Origin of the sequence: Ferroplasma acidiphilum, from assembly GCF_002078355.1 — an archaeon.
GTDB lineage: Archaea > Thermoplasmatota > Thermoplasmata > Thermoplasmatales > Thermoplasmataceae > Ferroplasma > Ferroplasma acidiphilum.
Genome location: NZ_CP015363.1, coordinates 1,638,825 through 1,657,390 on the forward strand (window position 1 = coordinate 1,638,825; position 18,566 = coordinate 1,657,390).

Genomic DNA, 18,566 nt, shown 5'->3' on the forward strand with positions numbered 1-18,566 from the left:
TATATCCATAAAAGCCACATTATTTTTGGCTAGTTGGAATTTTGTAGAATAATGTCAAATTTTTATATTTTAATAACATGTAGTAATAATGAAAGCCGAAGTTTTTAAACCAGGCAACATTAAAAAATTAAAAAAGGATTTTGACAATATTGATGAATGTGACAAGCCCGTATATTATATGGTGATAAATCTTTTTGAATCTTTTCCGGGCAAAATTTCTGCAATAAAGGTATACAGGGGCAGCGATATTGATTTAAAGATAAGGCTGGGAAATACCGATTACAGATATATAAAAATATTGAAGTCAAAATCAGGGATGTTTGAAATTATGAGGCTCCCACTTGATGAGAGGAAAATTGGGAAATACAGCCTGTATGATATGATCAGGAATGATGTGGAATCCGGAAATGAGCTTAAAAGGGAGACCAGGAATGAAATATTGAAATACATAGATTTTAACAGGAACAGAAAAAAATTGCTTTATATTCTGAATGACAGTGAAAATGCAAATTATTACATTATGAAGGAAACAACAATAAAAGATATTGTGGTGCGTGACATAGAATATATGTATACAAAAAACAGTTCATACAGGGTATATAATGGCACAATACCTGTAAAATTTATAGGGGATTACTGGAGCAGTTACCTTAAAAGAAGGAAAAAGACAGAAAAAGACGTATGGAAATCCTTAATAACACAATGAATTTTTAATTTAAAAGAGTTAACAGCATATACCAAAAATTATTAAATATAGTAATTATACGTAATAATGGATTATGATGTTGACGTTGCAGTGGTGGGAGGCGGACTCGCCGGCATTTCTGCGGCGATAAGTGCTGCAAAAAATGGCCTCTCTGTTATAGTTCTCGAACGTGGGGAACACTCCGGTTCAAAAAATGTATCGGGTGGCAGGATGTATATCCATTCCCTAAAGACGCTCCTTGGAGACAGATACAGGGATGCCCCGCTGGAACTGCCAATTAAGAAGGAAACCTTTGAAATTTATACAGGGAATAACAAGGCAAGCTTCTCATTTGAAAATAAAGAAACTGAAAATAGTTACTCTATACTCAGATCAAGGTTTGATGCATGGTTTGCTTCTGAAGCTGAAAATCTTGGAGTTCCTGTATCTTACTCCACACTTGTGTCAGGAATTGATAGGGAAGACGGCGGCCTAGTTGTTAAAAGTGACAGGGGAGACATAAGGACACCACTTGTAATAGAAAGTGATGGTGCTGCAGGTTTTGCTTCCAGATACCTTGGAATCAGGAAGGAAAAGGCATTTAAAATGCAGCCGGTGAAAAATCTACAGGAAAACCCTGATTTTATGCCAAAGCAATTCATGGTCGGCGTAAAGGAAATAGTGGACAAAAAGCCTGATGCAGATTATGGTGAAGCGAAAACTATACTCGGACTTTCCAATGGCGTAAAGGGTGGCGGATTTGCATACACAAATAAGGATTCTACATCAATAGGTCTTACATTAAAGCTGGATTCCCTGGAGGGGCACAGTGAAAAAGCCTTCGATCTAATAGAGGATTTCAGGGAAAAGCTCGGCATTGAAGGGAAATTGCTTGAATATTCTGCCCATTTAATACCATTTTACAGGTTTGAAACACTTCCAGCTAGATATGTAGACAATTTAATGGTTACAGGTGACGCAGCAGGATTTTTAATAAACGATGGATTTACGATAAGGGGCATGGACAATGCCATAGAATCCGGGCGCCTTGCTGGGGAAGCTGCTAAAAAAATAACAGATTCCGGTGATTTCAAGGACACATATATTTACGAACAGATGCTGGAGAATAGCTTTATACTGAAAGACATGCAGGCTGCTTCAAGAATATCTACATTATTCGGCAATGAAAGGACATTCGATGCATACCCGAAGATGATGGCCGGGATTCTTGAAAGGATGTTCACAGTTACAGACAATCCCCGGGAAAATATAAAAAGTGTTTTGATGGATGAAATAAAAAAGAACAATATAGGGTATTATACATTGCTGCAGGATATGTTAAAGGTGATATAATGGATTTAATAAAGAGACTTGGGCTGAATAAAAATGAAGTTGGAAACCAGAGCCATATAGAGGTCAATACTGATATGTGCAAAATATGCGTTGATAAGCCGTGCATAAAGGTTTGCCCTGCTGGAACATATGAGGAAGACAAGGAAAATGGCATATCTGTCCACTATGAGAGATGCCTGGAATGTGGTGCTGCACTTTATGCATGCCCATTTGGAGCCCTGCAATTCAAGTATCCTGAGAAGGGTGTAAGCTATATTTACGGATAAATTCCTGAAATATTAGCAATAGATAAAACCAGAGATAGTTGCTGCCTTTACCTTCCTTTTATTATTTCTCTTCTGCAACTGCATGAGGCAAAATCACATGATTTTATTGCGAATTCCGGGCACATGTCCAGTATCTCCGGAGTCTTTCTGGCAACAGCAGTTTCAATATTTTCTATAGATGTCCGGCATGCTGAAATAATCCTATCTATGTCAAACTTCACCTCGTGCACTTTTATAGTTTTTTCAAGTTTCGGATATACCACTACTATGAGACCTTCTTTTATATTTCTCCTTGCGCATGTAATTGCCAGCTCTGAATAATATGTGTCAGGGATATTGTTCGTATATTTTGAATTGTTTATCTTTAATAAATATGGAACTATTGTATTTTCGTCATATATATTTTTGATGATGTATCTATCATCACCGTAGAGTGGCAGGGTTGATACCTTATTGATGTTTGCTTTTTCGGTTCCGCTTACATTCAGTATTGAGCTGTCTATGGAACCCAGGACAAAAAATTTTATATTATTCTTTTCATAATAGGAGTCGGGTATCTGGCCGCTACTTCCTGCATTTCTGGAATCGCCGGTAATTTTGTGGTAATATTTTCTCTGGTATATAAGATCATAAAACCTCAGGTCTATAGTACTTTTGCCATGTTCATATATCTCCTGAAGCCTGGATTCCATGCCATAGTCTTCTTCTACTTTTGCCACATTGCTTATCCATGAGGAATCACTGTGCCGGAGTGAATGGCAGGGGCATACCTGTGCCTCTGAAAACTGGCAGCCGTAACCAAAATATGAACACCGTGGGAAATCTCCAATATCTCCATTTTCCATAGCTCTGGTGATAAGGGAAAAACGGTAAACCATTTCATCTTCTATTATTGCCCTGTCATGTACTGAAACTTTGTAAACATAAAATTTTTCATCTGAAAAGAAAACGAGGTAATTGTCCTCTGTGAAATTTTTATTCATTGCAGCATAGAAAAGCAACTGCTCAAGATCAGAGCTGTAAACGCTGTATATGCTTTCAAGGTCTATCATGTCAACATGCTTTGTCTTGAATTCAACAATAGAATTATAGAGCATAAAATCTGCCCTCCCAACAACGTTTAATCCTATGTCAGCACCGGTCAATATAACTTCAGACCCGGAAAAGCCGGGCAACTGTTCAAACCATTGCCTGGCAAGAAAATGTATTTCCTCCCCATTTTTCATTCTGGCTTCAACGTTTTCTGGCAGCGGGATCTCTGGATATTTTCTTGTAAAATATGACCTTACAGGGTTTATAAGGTCTGTAACATAAAGATATTCGGGAATATCGAAATTTTTTATCTTTATCCTATCTTCCAGTACACGTGAAATGTATGTATTTTCAGTATCACTGAGGATAGAATATTTAACTTCCCTTAAAAATGACATTATAATACATTGTTCCGGGCTTAAAAAAATTTTGTTTATAGTATAGAAAACTTATTTTCCCGTTTTTTCAGCATTTTCAACGATGCAATGTTTTCCAGGACTTCGCTGAGGTTAACATCTTCAACGTTCAAATTATAGTTTTCTACTAATTTTTCCTCGAGTTTTTCTACATCAATAGGGTCTTCCATAAATTTCTTGGAAAGGTTATATGTATCTTCATAAACGTTCCAGGGGAATATAAACCATGCCCACTGTTCCTTTGAAAGCCCTTTTCCGTAGTAATCTGGAGTGTAATTAGAACCGTTTACATAAAGCATTGAAGTTGTTTTTACCGTTGCTGGATTAAGGGATTTAATATAATTGTATGAGAGTTTCATGCTTTCTCCAGTATCTGTTATATCGTCTACTATGAGAACTTTCTTTCCAGTAATATCATAGTTCAGTTTTTCCTTCAAAACAGCCTTTCCATCCATTGTAGCCGTCAATCCCCAGTGTTCGGTCTTAATTGACAGTAAATCTTTTTTGAAAAGGTAATCTGCAACCATTCTTGAAGGGACAAGGCCGCCACGTGCAATGCCTATAATTATGTCGGGATTATAATTATCCTCTATGACCATTTTCATTATTCCCTTTGTCCATTCTTCTATTTCGTTCCATGAAACATATGTAGCCTTGAATTCCATTTCTATCTATAGATAAGTGGTTATTATTATTTTAAAGTTCTTTAAGTGACATCTCCTCGTGCAATGACAGTAGATAAAAAATATATCAGTATGAAAATTATCTGGCATGAACTCCCCTGTCATAACGGCAAAAAACACTCTAGACAGAGTATAAGGCAGTTATACTTATATCCACGAATACACCTATACAACATATGGTTTCACGCGAAGACTTATTCAGAAACCAGGATAATTGCAGGTAACCTCTGGATATTTATAACCTTAATAATGATCAAAGCAAATTCATTCTCCACCAATCCTGTTCAGTCAAACAGGCATCCTGAGGTGATTTTTGATCTGCTGTTTCAGAAGAGGATTTTCTGCTCAAAAATGTTAAAATTTTGCCGGATATAATTGCCTTCTCATTTTCATAAATAGCCGGAAATATAAATATATTTGAATCAATGTAGAAAATCTCGGTCACACTCCCTATCCAATATTTTATTTATATCTATATTATTTTTCAATTTCTTAGAATATGTGGCCGCATAATAAGTAAAGTAACTTTCAGTTGCTGGTTTCGATTTTTTAATAACTATGCAATCATCATTTAATGATACTATGACTTCTGTATTCTCTTTTATCCCGGTTATAGTCCTGATTTCTTTCGGGATAAGGATCTGCCCCTCGGCCCTATCTTCATTTTTATCTCCATAATAGTTATGTGTATAATATTTATTTATACTTTATTATATTAAATTTAGAAAAATAAATGGTATGGCTAGCCATAAGTTCTGGAATAACCGGTGACTGTATAAACCAGTCAACCCCTATGATAAACACAAAAACCAGTATGGGATTAGTTTCTTAATGTTGTCAATGATTGCTATAGTATATCTTTTTAATAATATTTGGATTGTGTATATTGTGCATAATTATACCCAGTTAGGAATATTTAATAATCATAAATCCATAAAATAATATGGATTTTTCATTAAGTGATGAACAGAAACTGCTAAGAAAAAATACTGCAGAGTTTTTAGAAAAGAATTTAAAGCCTTTTGTCAGGGAAATAGACAACAATGGAGAAATTCCTGTTGAATTTTTCAGGAAAGCTGGAGAAAATGGCATTATTTCACCATTAATAAAACTGAAATATGGTGGGCCAAGCCTGTCATTCATGGATTCGGTAATTATATCTGAGGAAATAGCCAGGATAGATACCAGTATGGCAACATCTGTATACTATTTATTGAATACTTCATGGGCATATGTACTCCAGAAGTATGGAAAACAGGAACTTAAGGATAAACTGTTGCCAGAAATAGCGAATGGAAGCAGGTTTATCGGCATAGCATCTACAGAACCGTCCGGAGGGAGTGATGTTGCGAATATCACAACAACGGGAAGAATAGAAAATGGAAAGGTAATTATCAACGGAGAGAAGATGTACATAAGCGGCGCAGTGGAAGCCAAAAAGAATGGAGGCGGCCACCTTACTCTTGTTAAAACAAAGGAAGGAGTCGGGCATAAAGGGATAACAATGGTATATGTCCCTGCTAACGCAGATGGCATTGAAATTACAAAATTAAATAACATGGGCAGGATGGGTATTTCTACCTCAGGGATAAAATATACAAATGTGGAAGTGCCCGAAGAGAATATAATAGGCGAAATAAACGAAGGATTTTACTATTCCATGGATGGGTTTAACCATGCACGTATAATGGTAGCTGCAGCATGCAACGGATTATCTTACAAAATGCTGGAAGAGGGATTGAACTACATTAAGGAAAGGAAAGCATTCGGGAAACACCTCAGCGACTTTGAGGCCATATCATTCGAAGCTGCAGATTTAAGAACGGATATAGAAATGGCAGCACTGTTAAACTACAAAGCTGCATACCTTGCAGATGTGGAAGACCCCGATTTTTATATATATAGCTCTATGTCCAAGCTTAAATCTCCCCAGATAGCAATGGATACGACAAAAAAGGTAATGATGTGGTTCGGTGCTTATGGCTATACAAAGGATTCAGGAATAGAGATGGCTGCAAGAGGAATATTCTCCTATCTTGTTGGTGCAGAAGGGGCATTGAATATCATGAAAGTTATTATATCTAAAGCAATTTTGAAATAATTATTTTATATTATTGACAGCTATTCATATTTACGGACAACTATATTCAATACCTTAATTATTCTGATAATTCAAACCACTGAACTCCCCCAAAATATCGATAAATCATTTAATAATCAATTATTTACTAGTATTATTATCGTAATATATATATTGATGTGTTAATATCACTATGTATATAAAGAGAATGGTAGCAGGTGTATTAATGGTAGTGATATTTACTATGATTTTATTCGCCCCTGCAATAAGCAGCGGCTATATGGGGAGCAATCAGGTTCAATTGCCGGATTCCCCCATAATATGTACTCAGCATAGTAATTTGATTATTGAAACAAAAAATGTATCGTCAGGTCTATTTAGTTCTGTTAACTCGATCGACACAGGATATTTCAATGTCACACAAACCTATTATTATAATTATCACGACCTGGAACATGATATTGCATGCAATGTATTGGGAAAGGTAACCGGGAACACAGGAGGTTGTACAATAATTACACAACAGTTCAGTTATGTAATCACGGCTTCAAATTCTACCGGGACTTTTAAGGAGTATAACGGATATGTAGTAATGAAAAATCTAGGGTTTAGCTGGGGTGGTTCCTATACACACAATTACGTTGCAATGAATGTAAATCTTGAGATTTATAGTAATGGAGATGTATTTATGCAATATTCCATAGCCTATAGCAGGACACCATCTGAAATCAGTATGGCATTTATAGACATAACTGGTCTGGTAAAAAATATGGATTGTTAGGTGCATAGATGAAGCGAAGAACAATATTTATGACTGTAATTGCTATCTTAATAATATTAACAGCCAGTATTATGATAGCTGTTATAGACAATGTCTCCAGCGAGGTTGACGTAGAAAAGCCTTCGCCTGCAACAAATGGTGCATACTTTGTATATAGCTATACATCAGAGTTACGCTGTAAATCATTTCCGAGTAATTCTATATACAAAAATGAAACACTTAAGCATGGGGATTTATATATAAATGGTCGTGTGTATATAAATATTACCGGATCTTCTGCAGTTTTTCATAGTTATTTATGTAACTCTACAGGAACCATTATAGCAAACAGAACATTTTCCGAGCCATTAAACGGAACTATATTTACGGCTATGTTTCCAGAGGAAAACCACATCAATACAGGAAATATTGTGATATTCGGCAATAATGTGATAGCAATAAAAGGAATGTATACAACATGCCCCTCTTCACATTATGTAGTTAATTATGGAAAAAAGCAGGTTCAATATATACCATATATTGGCAAGATCGAATCACTAACGGATGTTATACAGGATTACAATTATAGCCTTTTTAATTATGCAAATTTTATACAGTCAAGGGGATATTCAATACTGTCTTCAATATCGATTCCTGGAAATTCCAGCATAGCTGCTATGATACAGGACAATATCGGCATCAAGACATCATGGTTTACAATGAAACTTGACAGAACAAACGTAGGGATAACTGCTATAAATTATATATCCTATATTGAAAAGTATACAATAGTTTATGCGGTGATATGGATAATCGGCATAGGATATTTAATTTCCATAAAGGTAAAAAAGAAGAGATAATAATGGATGGAATATACTTTGGCAATGCAACCAAGAAGTTCGACGATATAACTATATTCGAAAACTCTACATTCAGAGTTGATAAGGGAGTTACACTTTTAATCTCCCCAAATGGTTCCGGCAAAAGCACAATTATTTATTTAATAATGGGAAATTACCGCATTAACTCAGGGGAAATATACGTTAACGGCTATAATCCAGTGAACAATCACAGACTGGCTTTTTTAAATACATCGTTAATGCCTGAGAATCCAGTATATTTTGGTTCCGGGACTGTCAGGGAACATATTAGCCTGTTTTCTCGCTTAAAAGGAGTGGCCAGTTCCGAAATATATGGATTTTTGTCATATTTTAAGATGGAACATATTATAAATTCAAGGATATCTTCCTTAAGTATGGGAGAGGCACAGATACTGTACATATCATGTTATTTATCAGGAAACTATAAATTATATATATTTGATGAGCCAAATTCTAACCTTGACCAGCCAAACAGGAGGAGATTCGCTGAAGCTGTAAAATTAAAGCAATTAAATTCTAATTCTATATTTTTGATTACAAGCCACATAAACGATGAATTAAACCAGCAGGCAAATCAAATATTAACAATTACAGGAAATAAAGTCAGGGCATTTTACAGGGATGATATAAATATAGCCTACGCCCTGAAATTTTATGACATTAAAACTGTGGAGGGGAAATTAAAAGGATTAAAACATTTTATGGTTAACGATTCAATAGTCATTAAGAACGCTTCAATAAGGGATATAATAGACGTTATACCTGAAAGCAATATAAAGGAAATTACCAGAATTCCTCCTGCGATGGTTGAGTATTATGAGAATCAAAAATAATCTTATGTCTATTATTTTCCAGGACTTTGACAGCAGGTATTTCATTGAAATAATACTAATAATAGGCATATGTGCAACTGTATATTTCAGTTATATTCAATCTATATCCATATCGCCGCATTTAAATTTTGGTTACCCTGAAATTGGTGTGTTATTTTTTTTCAAGCAATATTTGTATTATGCATCATATCCGTTATTCACTATATTTTATATTGTTACAATAGTTATTTCATCCTATGAAGTATTTTTATTTTCTTCGTCTATAGTACGAAATAAATTTCTTGTTATGTATTCTATGGGATTCAGAAAGAATTCTATAATACTTTCATATTTTATTCTATTTGTTATTTATCCCCTACTCATATTATCCATTTCGTATTTTGTAATCTCCTACGTAGATTTTTTCTCAATAGAATATTATATAATATGGCATCTGGTACTGTTCACTTTTATAAGTTTGATGTTTTTTATAAGTATAGGCATGGTATTATCCGCAATAACAAAAAATTTATTGATCCCGGGTGCTTTCATTATAATATTCTTTTATTTTCTGGTACCGCTTGTATACATAAGGCCACAGAACACAATATTATACCATGTGGTTGATCCTGTATACGGCTATCTAAATTACGGCTTTAACCACATTACTTTTATTGGTGTTATAATAGAAGTATTGCTTTCTTTAATGTTTATATTCCTAACCATGCTGATAGCACGGTATAGAGATATGAAGGTGGTGAGATGAATTATAAAAGCCTGTTACGCATATTTCTTATATTATTAGTTATTTTTGCTGTATTAATTACCTCTATTCCCTTTGCAAACCATTATGATAATTCATTTACTCTTAATACCAAAAACAACATAACTGAAAAATACAATGGAACAACACACTACATAATTCAGGGGCGATACTATTCAGCATTCTTCAGAACATATGGAGGTAAATTGAAATTAATGCCGGACACCAGCATAATTGAAAATGGGCAAAACTATACGATTAATAACTGTGTATCAATTTATTCTGTTAGTCTGCATTATAATAATTCAACTGGCCATAAAATTTTTGAAAAAAATATTCTAAACACAGTAAATGTAAATTTGACAGCCGGATATTATATGATAAAATATAATTCGACACTAACAATTTATGGAAGGGAGAACTCCAGTCAGGTAAATAAATTAAATCTTATAGTTGTTGATCCGCCGGGAAATTATGCAATGATGGCCATTATTTACATTTTTGCCATACCAACAGCAGCCACTGGCATATTATCAGGAATTTTATATAATAAAAATAAACATAAATAATGGTAAGTCAATAATTATCTTGCATATATTCCATTATTTAAAGTTTTATTGATACGGAGTAAATAACACAACAGTCTACATTTAACATTTTCAGAAAGTGTAGAGATAAATATCTTAAATTCAGGATTTATCTGATATTGCCAGGGCGCATATTTTAATTCTTACCTGATTTGCATTTAGATTAAATATTGTTCCAGGCATTATAGTTATATCATTCCATCATATATTCATCAATGTTTAAAGAGAATTTACTGAAAGATAAGAATATCCTGATTACAGGCGGAGGAACAGGCCTCGGAAAACAGATGACAGAAACTTTCCTGAAATTAGGTGCTACAGTATCAATAATTAGCAGGAAAGAAGAGCATCTTACCGCTGCAAAGGAATATTTTAATAATATGGGATACAAAATTGAAGCTGTGAAATGCGACATAAGGAATCCTGATGAGATTAAAAACGCAGTGGATTTAATAGAAAGTAAAACAGGGAAAATTAATGTTTTAATAAATAATGCTGCGGGAAATTTTATCAGCAGGACAGAGGACCTAACTCCTAAGGCGTTTGACACTGTAATGGGGATTGTTTTACATGGGACAGCATATGCTTCACTGGAAATGGGGAAAAGGTGGATCTCTAATTCCATGAAGGGAACAATACTGAGCATTGTGGCAACATACGCCTGGACAGGTTCCGGATATGTGGTGCCATCAGCAATATCCAAGGCCGGAGTTTTAGCCCTTACAAGGTCACTTGCAGCCGAATGGGGACATAAGGGAATAAGGACTGTTGCAATTGCCCCTGGAGCATTTAAGACTGAAGGAGCATGGTCAAGGCTTCTCCCTGGCGATGATTATGAAAAGCAGCTCATATCAGGAAACCCTGAAAGGAGGCTTGCAACAAAGGAAGAAATAGCTAACATAGCTGCCTTTCTTATCTCGGACATGGCATCCTATATCAATGGAGAAGTTGTTACTGCTGACGGAGGGCAGGCATTATATGGCTCCAGCATGTTCAACATGATGGAAAGCCTTCCTGATGATATATGGAAAATGATGAGACAAAGGTAATCAGGCAACATTATAACTGCTACCTGATAATTGTGCTATTATAACCTATATAAAACAATGTTTACAATATTTATAAGAATACCTTTTAATACTCTATTTTAGATGGATATTAATGGCATCTAACGCACGCATACGGTATCTAATTACATCAATTGGTTCGATTATAACTTTTATTTCAGGAATTATAGTATTGCTTTTATTGTTTATTTCGGGGCTTGGAGGAGCAGCACAACTTCTCTTTTTCAATCCAGCAGGAGCCGCAGTGATAGGCAGTTCTATTGTTATGGCAATTGTTCCTATAATATGGATCATTCTGGCATATATTATTTACACCAGGGCAGATGGAGGTAGAAGAAAGGATAAAGTTCTCAATGGTGTCATTATAATATTCCTCGGATTTATAATACTTCTACTGGGCGGCGGATTTGTAATAGGCCCTGTGATGGAAATAGTAGGCGGATTTCTATTGATATTATAGGGATATACCATAATAATACGATATTAAATTGCCAGTATTCTCAACAGATTGGAAAACTATAGCTAATTATGGGGCAAAGTCGGACACTCTGCCACATACAGCAATAAAAATTTACTTTAAGTATTTCTGGATTATAGGTTGAAATTAAATATATTTATTTTTATCAGGCTGTATTGTATATGCTTGGGAACAAATTCTGGAAGAAATCATAGATAAATTTCCGGAAATGTGCAGGATATTTTTATATAGTGCTAAACATTGACAAACGTATGGATAGTATTTTTAAATTGGGATTTCAAAAAAAGGAAACGGTCAGACAGGCTGCAGGAGAAAGCCTTGCACGATTTATTATAATAGCTATTGTTGCTGGCCTGCCTGCTTTTCTGGAAGGATTTGATGGAGAGATTTATTCATTCGGTTCAACATATATTGTTCCTTCCCTGACTGGCCCGCTATACCTCTCAATAGGGCTTATACTTACAGGATATGCTATAGGCATAGCCATATTCAGCCTTGTGGGTGGATACTTATTTGACAGGTATTCAGTTAAGCCTTAACTCTTCATTTTTTACGTAATATGTCCAGGTCTACCCCTAATTTTGATATGAGTTCCTTTGCCTTCTTCGGTATTTCGCTTACCATCTCAGTTTTCCCTGTACTGTATATTTTTATCCTGGAAAGAATGAGTAGAATATCCCTCACACTGTATTTTCCATCTATCGTGTTAAGTACCTGGAAATGCAGGTAAAGTGAGAGTAAATTCAAAAACATGTAGGATGAAAGCATGTGATCATCTCGGATATATGATCTATCTGCTTCAAGGTCATTCTTGTATACATTGAAAGCGTATTCAACATATTCACGTTCTTTGTACAATCTGTATATCCGTTCCGGTTCATCAATAATATCGGATAAAAGGTAAAGCTTTCCAAAATCACCGGAATGATCGTAGTATGATGATTTTGACCTGATATTGTCATGGATTCTTATGAGGTAGTCCCTCTCCTCCTCTGATTTCAGGACAGGGTCTTCGAATACATATACACCATTCTCAGGCTTCCAGTACTTCACAGGCTTTCCATTGTACATGAAAACATTAAGGAAATCACCGCTTTCCGGTATAATGGAAGAATTCCTCCTCAATGGTATGATGTAGCTAAGATGCCTCCTCTTCAGCTTTTTAATATTGTCTGCGGAGAAGAAGCCCTTATCTGCTACTATAACGCATCTTTCCACGCCTGCTATGTCTATTGTATTTGCCATAGCTGATACATCCCTTATTGAGCCTGGAAGTATCCTTATGAATGTGGGTACAGTCCTTGTTGATGAGAACAGCATCATTACATTGATCTGTGGAAGGTGTATCTCCTTTGAATTATGGCCAGGCTCAAGGAATGATATGTTCTCTGACCTGGAGAATATTGCTGTTGAATCCATTAAAACATACTCGCCCTTTTCTGTGAGCTTTCTCATTACTGCTACCATGCCTTCCTGTGGCAGTGATGACAGCATTCCTGAAATGGACCCGGGAGACATGGATTCATTATACATTCTTGAAAGGTATGTTTTCTCATATAGATACCTTAAGGACTTCATTGGTAGCGGCTGTATATCCCTGAGTATTACATATATTATTATCCTCTCATACATATATGGAAATACCTGCTTCAGTACCGGGAGTATTGTCTTCCCTGCTATTCCATACAACAATGCAATATTTCCATATTCATAGTCCCCACTTATGCCTGAAACATCGCTTTTCTTTATTATTCCAGCAGGTGTTACAACCCCAAGGTATTTCCCTGTCACTTTCTTTGCCCTTTTTAGATCCTTATCATACCTGCTTGATGATTCATATGCATAATACCTGTCACCGAACCTCCTTATCTCTATCCCCTTCCCCTTATGTTTCAATACCCAATCTGGCATATTATTCATATAACGTATATATACGTAATATGTATATAAATATTTCTCTAATCAAATGTGGTAATAAACCCGGTAAAACACTAACTTACTATTACATAGATGGAGAGAGAAAATGTGACATATAACGTAAAAAACTAAGAGTTAAGGGTTAAGAACACAGTTATTCTCTCTGTGCTGGTGTTTTCAGCCTTTACCATAATGACAGGATTTGTTACAACAACGCCCGAGTTATTCATAGCAAGGCTTGGTGTTGGAGTGGGTGTTGGCATATTCCAGCCCGCTGGAGTAGCTCTACTTGGCGATATATTCTATGAAACCAGGGGAAGGGCAGTATCTGTCTGGGCTACTTTCTTCTCAGTAGGATTATTTGCGAGCCCTTATCTAATAGAACCATTCCTTCCTGCATTCAGGCTCCCCTTTGAAATATCGGGTGCCATGGCAATAATTATCCTTGCACTGGTAATAATGGTAATACCTGTTACATTCAAAAAGGAAAAGCCAACAACAAAATTGAACATAAGAAATGTCTTCAACAGGAATATTATACTTTTATCCATATCTGTATTCTTCTTTGGAATAGCTTTATTTGCAGGATATCTTGGCTATTTCTCTGACTACCTGATAAAGGGTCTTTCTATATCCGATGGCAATGCGGCTATAATAGCTTCAATGGCAGGGGCGGGAGGATTCATAATGGCTTTCCCTATTGGGTACACAGCAGATAAGATAGGAAGAAAGTATATGGTGATAATAACTTCCCTTTTAATTGCTTTCGGTTCCCTGGGAATGTTTTTCCTGTTTACGTCATTTGCAGGGCTTATTGTATCTACTTTCATTTTCGGAGCTGGATGGGGGGTTTATGTTGATCTTCTTGTGGCCCTCGGGCAGGATTCCGTAGAGGATAGAATAGTCGGGACAATCTCAGGTTTTCTATTCTTTATATTCAATGTGGGAACTATAATAGGGGGGCCATTATACGAAGCTCTCTTATCTGAGGGATTCAAGAAAACCTCACTTCTGTCAGTAATTATACCTGCATTCCTGGCAGTATTGTTTGTGGTATTCACAAAAAAGATGACCAAAAGCACAATAGAAGAACATCCAGAATTCGAGAAGCAGGCATCATAATTTTTTAAATTTTAATTTGCTTTTAATTTGCATTTCTTAATTTATATATGTGCCTGTGCAAAAGATATAAAATTACAAGTATGATTACAGTTGGCAATGCAGCATAATAGGTGAAAAACCTGAATGAAAAATAAATATTTGATACAGCGGTGTAAATTACCATTATAATGGCTACTGCACCTATAATGTAATCTAAAATGGCAAGCCTTTCCATAGCTTCGGATTTTTACCTTATATATTAAGTTTTATTAAGTGACATGGTACATGGAGATAATTTTTATGTAAAATTATTAAATAATTAGAACCGATATATTGAAGGATGGGATTTGGGTGCAGAATTTGATAGCTCTTTTAAAAGGCTGTTATGGTGGATATTTATATCTACAAGGGGAGGAGAAATGCGTATTAAAGTAATGAAATCCCTGATGGAATCCCCTAAAAACGCTTATGGGTTAAGTTGCAGCCTTGGCGTAAATTACCGTACCATTGAACACCATATGAAAGTTCTGCTTTCAAATAATTTTGTTGTTGTACAGGGCCAGGGTTACGGGAAGGTGTACTTTCCAAGCCCCACTCTGATAAACAATATCAAAATATTTCAGGAAACTCTTGCTGCTGCAGGGATTAAATGGGATCCTTAATTATAGATTTATCATGCAATAAATCCCCAGATTATAGCAATAGCATACTAAATATAACATTTATAACAGTTATTCCATGTTAAGTGCCGGCAAACTATGACTGAAAGATAGAATTAAATCATATGTTAATTATAACGTAACTGTTTATTCATATTTATACATAATTTGCATATTATTTATCTATAATTTGTGTGTAATTTTGAAATATCCTTAAATCAATTTCACTTATAATCAAATGATAAATATGAACATGAAAATGTTAGCAGCTATATTTATTGCTTTGACCATAATATTTGCAGGGCTTTTTATAGGTTTTTACGCCGTTGATAACTCAACAATTGCACATAAGGATACCCAGCTGAAAAAGTCTCAGAATGCGTACAGTGATGCAAAGGCATCATCAGCTCTCGAAGCCGCTTATGCCCACTGGAACAATATAACTATAGAGAATCTTGCGAATGTTTCTGCTGGATACACAGATAATGCAACATTGCACTGGATAGGTGGACCTTTAAATGGAGTTTACTCTGGAATAGCAAACATAAATTCTACCTGGAGCAAGTTCTTTAAGACATGGTCAGCAGTGTGGTTTTATGCAGAAACACCGCCGACTGTGGTGGTAAATGGCAATTACTCAAATGTAACATCAACCAACCAGTTTATACTAACACCATTCAACAATGAAACACAGGTACAGTACCTGAATGTAAGCTATACACTTGATATGATGTATATGGACAACAGCTGGCACATATACAATGAAATATGGCATATAACAGGGTCTGGATATGTATCATATGCACAGGAATTTGCAGAGTACAACGAGATCAATGCATTGTCATTGCAGCACTGGAACCAGATAGCAATTGAGAATCTATCTCTGATAATGAAAGAATATGCAAATAATGCAACATTGCACTGGATCGGAGGGCCATTAAATGGGACATATTCCGGAATAACAAGCATAAATTCAACCTGGAATAAGTTCTTCACTGCCTGGAAAGCTGTATGGTTCTATGCATCAACCAGCACTACGAATAATCCGGAGATATCCATAAACGGTAATATGGCAACAGTAAGTGCAAACTTTACACAGTTTATAGTCCAGAATGCAACAACAAATGCGTTCCAGTATATAAATACAACATATGCTATAACATACTATAACTATGGATTCAACGGGCATCTGGGAGAAAACAGTTTCAAAATAGTTAACGAAACATTCCACATAACCGGTTCAGGGAATTTAACTGATCTTTAATAAACTAAATATTTTTATTTTGTATTTATATTCAGCAAATAAGTTATAATAAAGAAAAATTATAGGGTAATTCAATGGAATATATATGGATAACAAATATGGTAATTATTGCTATTGAATTCATAATATTTTTGATAATCGGCATTAGCTACATAAAAAATTATAAAAAAACTGGATTAAAAGTGTATAATCAAATATTTGTGTTCCTATTTGTATTCATGGTTCAGAGTGCAATGACACTCTATATTTATTACAATTTTTCAAAATTTCTGGGGTTAAACGTGTCTTTGCCCTTATTAATTATAAATATCACAGGATTAACAGGAACAGTATTATTGTATAAATTTATATCACAGTAATTTTCCATGGTGATTTGCATCTTTGCTGGAATAAAAACCAGGTAACAGGATAATTCAACATTTCAGGGCATTATATTTCTAACATTGTTTAACATTCATCCGGTTTTACAGGTTTTGCTTATCATAAATATGGTGTATAAAGTTCAGAATATATATTTACAGGATAAATTATAAATTTGAAACAAATAAATGAAAGATTAGTAGAACTATTAATATAGATAAATATCATATTTCATTATGGAGACTGAGGAATACATAATTGCAATGAGGGAATATTTCCATGAAAACCCGGAATTGAGCTTTAAAGAATTTAAAACTGCAGATAGGCTGGAGAAAGAATTAAGAGATATGGGGTTAAACCCTAAAAGAATCACAGAAACAGGAATAATTGCAGATATAAAGGGAAAAGGCAAAAAAACAGTGGCAATAAGGGCAGATATAGATGCTTTGCCAGTTACAGAAGAAAACAAAGTTGACTATGTGTCTAAAAACAAGGGTGTAATGCATGCCTGTGGCCATGATACCCACATGGCTATGCTATTGGGTGCAGCGAAAATGCTTATAGCAGAAAAGGAAAAACTCAATGGCAACATAAGGTTGATTTTCCAGCCAGCTGAGGAACTCCCTCCAGGCGGTGCAGTTGGCATGATTAAAAACGGTGCACTGGATGGTGTTGACTACATAATAGGGCAGCATATAATGGGATTTATACCTGCAGGAAAGATAGCAATATACTACAAGGAAATGATGGCAAATGCGGACGAATTTGATATTAAAATACATGGGAAAGGCGGGCACGGTTCTGCACCACAGGATTCAATTGATGCTGTTTACATAACAGCACACCTTATAGAAATGCTGAATACAATTGTTTCAAGGGAAATTGACCCCCAGGAGCCTGCAGTAATAACAACCGGGACAGTGAATTCAGGATACAGGTATAACATAATAGCTGCACATGCAGAACTCACCGGCACTGTGAGGACATTCAACACAGAGATCCAGGAAAAGATAATAAAAAGGATAAAGGATATATTGGAAGGGCTGAAATCCATTTATGGAATTGAATATGAGTATGAGTACAAGAAGGGGTATCCGGTTCTGGTAAACAACGAAAAAATAGCTAAATATATAGAGGAAGCTGCAAAGAGGGTTGTTGGGAAAGATAATATAATTTACCCTAAACCCAATATGGGTGGTGAAGACTTCGCATATTTCCTGCAGAAAGTTCCTGGATCTTATTATTTCATTGGGGGGAGCAATCCTGAAAGAGGAATTGATTCTATGAACCATTCTCCTACATTTGATATGGATGAAAGTGCACTTTATACCGGTGCCAAGGTTTTAAAGGAAGCCGCAATGGAAATATTGAATAAGGAATAAAATAATTATTTTATCCAAAA

22 protein-coding genes are annotated in these 18,566 nt (G+C 35.4%); 16 read left to right on the top strand and 6 right to left on the bottom strand.

What is annotated here, in order from left to right:
* The first annotated feature begins 88 nt into the window (after positions 1 to 88).
* The 3 genes from fad_RS08170 (at position 89) to fad_RS08180 (ending at position 2,304) form a co-directional block, all read left to right on the top strand.
* Positions 89 to 706 carry a hypothetical protein gene (locus fad_RS08170; protein ID WP_081143002.1) on the top strand — a complete coding sequence of 206 codons (618 nt, stop codon included), beginning with the start codon at positions 89 to 91 and terminating at the stop codon, positions 704 to 706.
* A gap of 66 nt (positions 707 to 772) precedes the next feature.
* Positions 773 to 2,038, top strand: coding sequence for an FAD-dependent oxidoreductase (locus fad_RS08175; RefSeq protein WP_081143003.1), 1,266 nt, complete (start codon positions 773 to 775; stop codon positions 2,036 to 2,038).
* Positions 2,035 to 2,304: a ferredoxin family protein gene (locus fad_RS08180; protein WP_373693797.1), complete on the top strand. Its 270-nt coding sequence runs from the start codon at positions 2,035 to 2,037 to the stop codon at positions 2,302 to 2,304. Before fad_RS08175 ends, fad_RS08180 begins: the two co-directional genes overlap by 4 nt.
* 47 nt (positions 2,305 to 2,351) lie before the next feature.
* Here fad_RS08180 and fad_RS08185 read toward each other — a convergent pair whose 3' ends face one another.
* From fad_RS08185 to fad_RS09595, 4 genes are all read right to left on the bottom strand, one after another.
* Complete coding sequence (locus fad_RS08185) at positions 2,352 to 3,734, bottom strand: hypothetical protein (protein ID WP_081143005.1); 1,383 nt, start codon at positions 3,732 to 3,734, stop codon at positions 2,352 to 2,354.
* Positions 3,735 to 3,769: 35 nt separating this feature from the next.
* Positions 3,770 to 4,417 carry a phosphoribosyltransferase gene (locus fad_RS08190; RefSeq protein ID WP_081143006.1) on the bottom strand — a complete coding sequence of 216 codons (648 nt, stop codon included), beginning with the start codon at positions 4,415 to 4,417 and terminating at the stop codon, positions 3,770 to 3,772.
* 271 nt (positions 4,418 to 4,688) lie between these two features.
* Positions 4,689 to 4,880: a hypothetical protein gene (locus fad_RS08195; RefSeq protein WP_081143007.1), complete on the bottom strand. Its 192-nt coding sequence runs from the start codon at positions 4,878 to 4,880 to the stop codon at positions 4,689 to 4,691.
* On the bottom strand, positions 4,858 to 5,139 hold the full coding sequence (locus fad_RS09595) for an AbrB/MazE/SpoVT family DNA-binding domain-containing protein (protein WP_081143179.1): 282 nt from the start codon (positions 5,137 to 5,139) through the stop codon (positions 4,858 to 4,860). Before fad_RS09595 ends, fad_RS08195 begins: the two co-directional genes overlap by 23 nt.
* A 239-nt stretch (positions 5,140 to 5,378) precedes the next feature.
* Here fad_RS09595 and fad_RS08205 point away from each other — a divergent pair, with 239 nt between their 5' ends.
* From fad_RS08205 to fad_RS08245, 9 genes are all read left to right on the top strand, one after another.
* A complete protein-coding gene (locus tag fad_RS08205) occupies positions 5,379 to 6,536 on the top strand; it encodes an acyl-CoA dehydrogenase family protein (protein WP_081143008.1) in 1,158 nt (385 codons plus the stop codon).
* 205 nt (positions 6,537 to 6,741) lie between these two features.
* Complete coding sequence (locus tag fad_RS08210) at positions 6,742 to 7,296, top strand: hypothetical protein (RefSeq protein ID WP_155951149.1); 555 nt, start codon at positions 6,742 to 6,744, stop codon at positions 7,294 to 7,296.
* A gap of 8 nt (positions 7,297 to 7,304) precedes the next feature.
* Positions 7,305 to 8,135 (top strand): hypothetical protein, encoded by an 831-nt coding sequence (locus tag fad_RS08215; RefSeq protein WP_155951150.1) that lies wholly within the window; start codon positions 7,305 to 7,307, stop codon positions 8,133 to 8,135.
* A gap of 2 nt (positions 8,136 to 8,137) precedes the next feature.
* Positions 8,138 to 8,989, top strand: coding sequence for an ATP-binding cassette domain-containing protein (locus fad_RS08220; RefSeq protein WP_171481159.1), 852 nt, complete (start codon positions 8,138 to 8,140; stop codon positions 8,987 to 8,989).
* Positions 8,973 to 9,734, top strand: coding sequence for a hypothetical protein (locus tag fad_RS08225; protein ID WP_009886809.1), 762 nt, complete (start codon positions 8,973 to 8,975; stop codon positions 9,732 to 9,734). Before fad_RS08220 ends, fad_RS08225 begins: the two co-directional genes overlap by 17 nt.
* Positions 9,731 to 10,300: a hypothetical protein gene (locus tag fad_RS08230; protein WP_081143012.1), complete on the top strand. Its 570-nt coding sequence runs from the start codon at positions 9,731 to 9,733 to the stop codon at positions 10,298 to 10,300. Before fad_RS08225 ends, fad_RS08230 begins: the two co-directional genes overlap by 4 nt.
* A gap of 233 nt (positions 10,301 to 10,533) precedes the next feature.
* Complete coding sequence (locus fad_RS08235) at positions 10,534 to 11,367, top strand: SDR family oxidoreductase (RefSeq protein ID WP_081143013.1); 834 nt, start codon at positions 10,534 to 10,536, stop codon at positions 11,365 to 11,367.
* Positions 11,368 to 11,479: 112 nt separating this feature from the next.
* Positions 11,480 to 11,845 (top strand): hypothetical protein, encoded by a 366-nt coding sequence (locus tag fad_RS08240; protein ID WP_081143014.1) that lies wholly within the window; start codon positions 11,480 to 11,482, stop codon positions 11,843 to 11,845.
* Between the two features lie 269 nt (positions 11,846 to 12,114).
* Positions 12,115 to 12,402 carry a hypothetical protein gene (locus fad_RS08245; RefSeq protein WP_081143015.1) on the top strand — a complete coding sequence of 96 codons (288 nt, stop codon included), beginning with the start codon at positions 12,115 to 12,117 and terminating at the stop codon, positions 12,400 to 12,402.
* A gap of 4 nt (positions 12,403 to 12,406) precedes the next feature.
* Here the strand turns inward: fad_RS08245 and fad_RS08250 are convergent, their stop codons facing one another.
* On the bottom strand, positions 12,407 to 13,783 hold the full coding sequence (locus fad_RS08250; RefSeq protein WP_081141818.1) for a transposase: 1,377 nt from the start codon (positions 13,781 to 13,783) through the stop codon (positions 12,407 to 12,409).
* Positions 13,784 to 13,936: 153 nt separating this feature from the next.
* Here fad_RS08250 and fad_RS08255 point away from each other — a divergent pair, with 153 nt between their 5' ends.
* The gene (locus tag fad_RS08255) at positions 13,937 to 14,902 is read left to right on the top strand and encodes an MFS transporter (RefSeq protein WP_257788223.1); all 966 of its coding nucleotides are present in this window, start codon (positions 13,937 to 13,939) and stop codon (positions 14,900 to 14,902) included.
* A gap of 22 nt (positions 14,903 to 14,924) precedes the next feature.
* Here the strand turns inward: fad_RS08255 and fad_RS08260 are convergent, their stop codons facing one another.
* Positions 14,925 to 15,116, bottom strand: coding sequence for a hypothetical protein (locus fad_RS08260; RefSeq protein WP_081143016.1), 192 nt, complete (start codon positions 15,114 to 15,116; stop codon positions 14,925 to 14,927).
* Between the two features lie 184 nt (positions 15,117 to 15,300).
* Between fad_RS08260 and fad_RS08265 the strand changes: the two genes are divergently transcribed.
* From fad_RS08265 to fad_RS08280, 3 genes are all read left to right on the top strand, one after another.
* Complete coding sequence (locus fad_RS08265) at positions 15,301 to 15,543, top strand: helix-turn-helix domain-containing protein (RefSeq protein ID WP_155951151.1); 243 nt, start codon at positions 15,301 to 15,303, stop codon at positions 15,541 to 15,543.
* A gap of 244 nt (positions 15,544 to 15,787) precedes the next feature.
* The gene (locus fad_RS08270; protein ID WP_236940568.1) at positions 15,788 to 16,804 is read left to right on the top strand and encodes a nuclear transport factor 2-like protein; all 1,017 of its coding nucleotides are present in this window, start codon (positions 15,788 to 15,790) and stop codon (positions 16,802 to 16,804) included.
* A gap of 596 nt (positions 16,805 to 17,400) precedes the next feature.
* Positions 17,401 to 18,546 (top strand): M20 metallopeptidase family protein, encoded by a 1,146-nt coding sequence (locus fad_RS08280; protein WP_081143020.1) that lies wholly within the window; start codon positions 17,401 to 17,403, stop codon positions 18,544 to 18,546.
* Positions 18,547 to 18,566 lie beyond the last annotated feature (20 nt).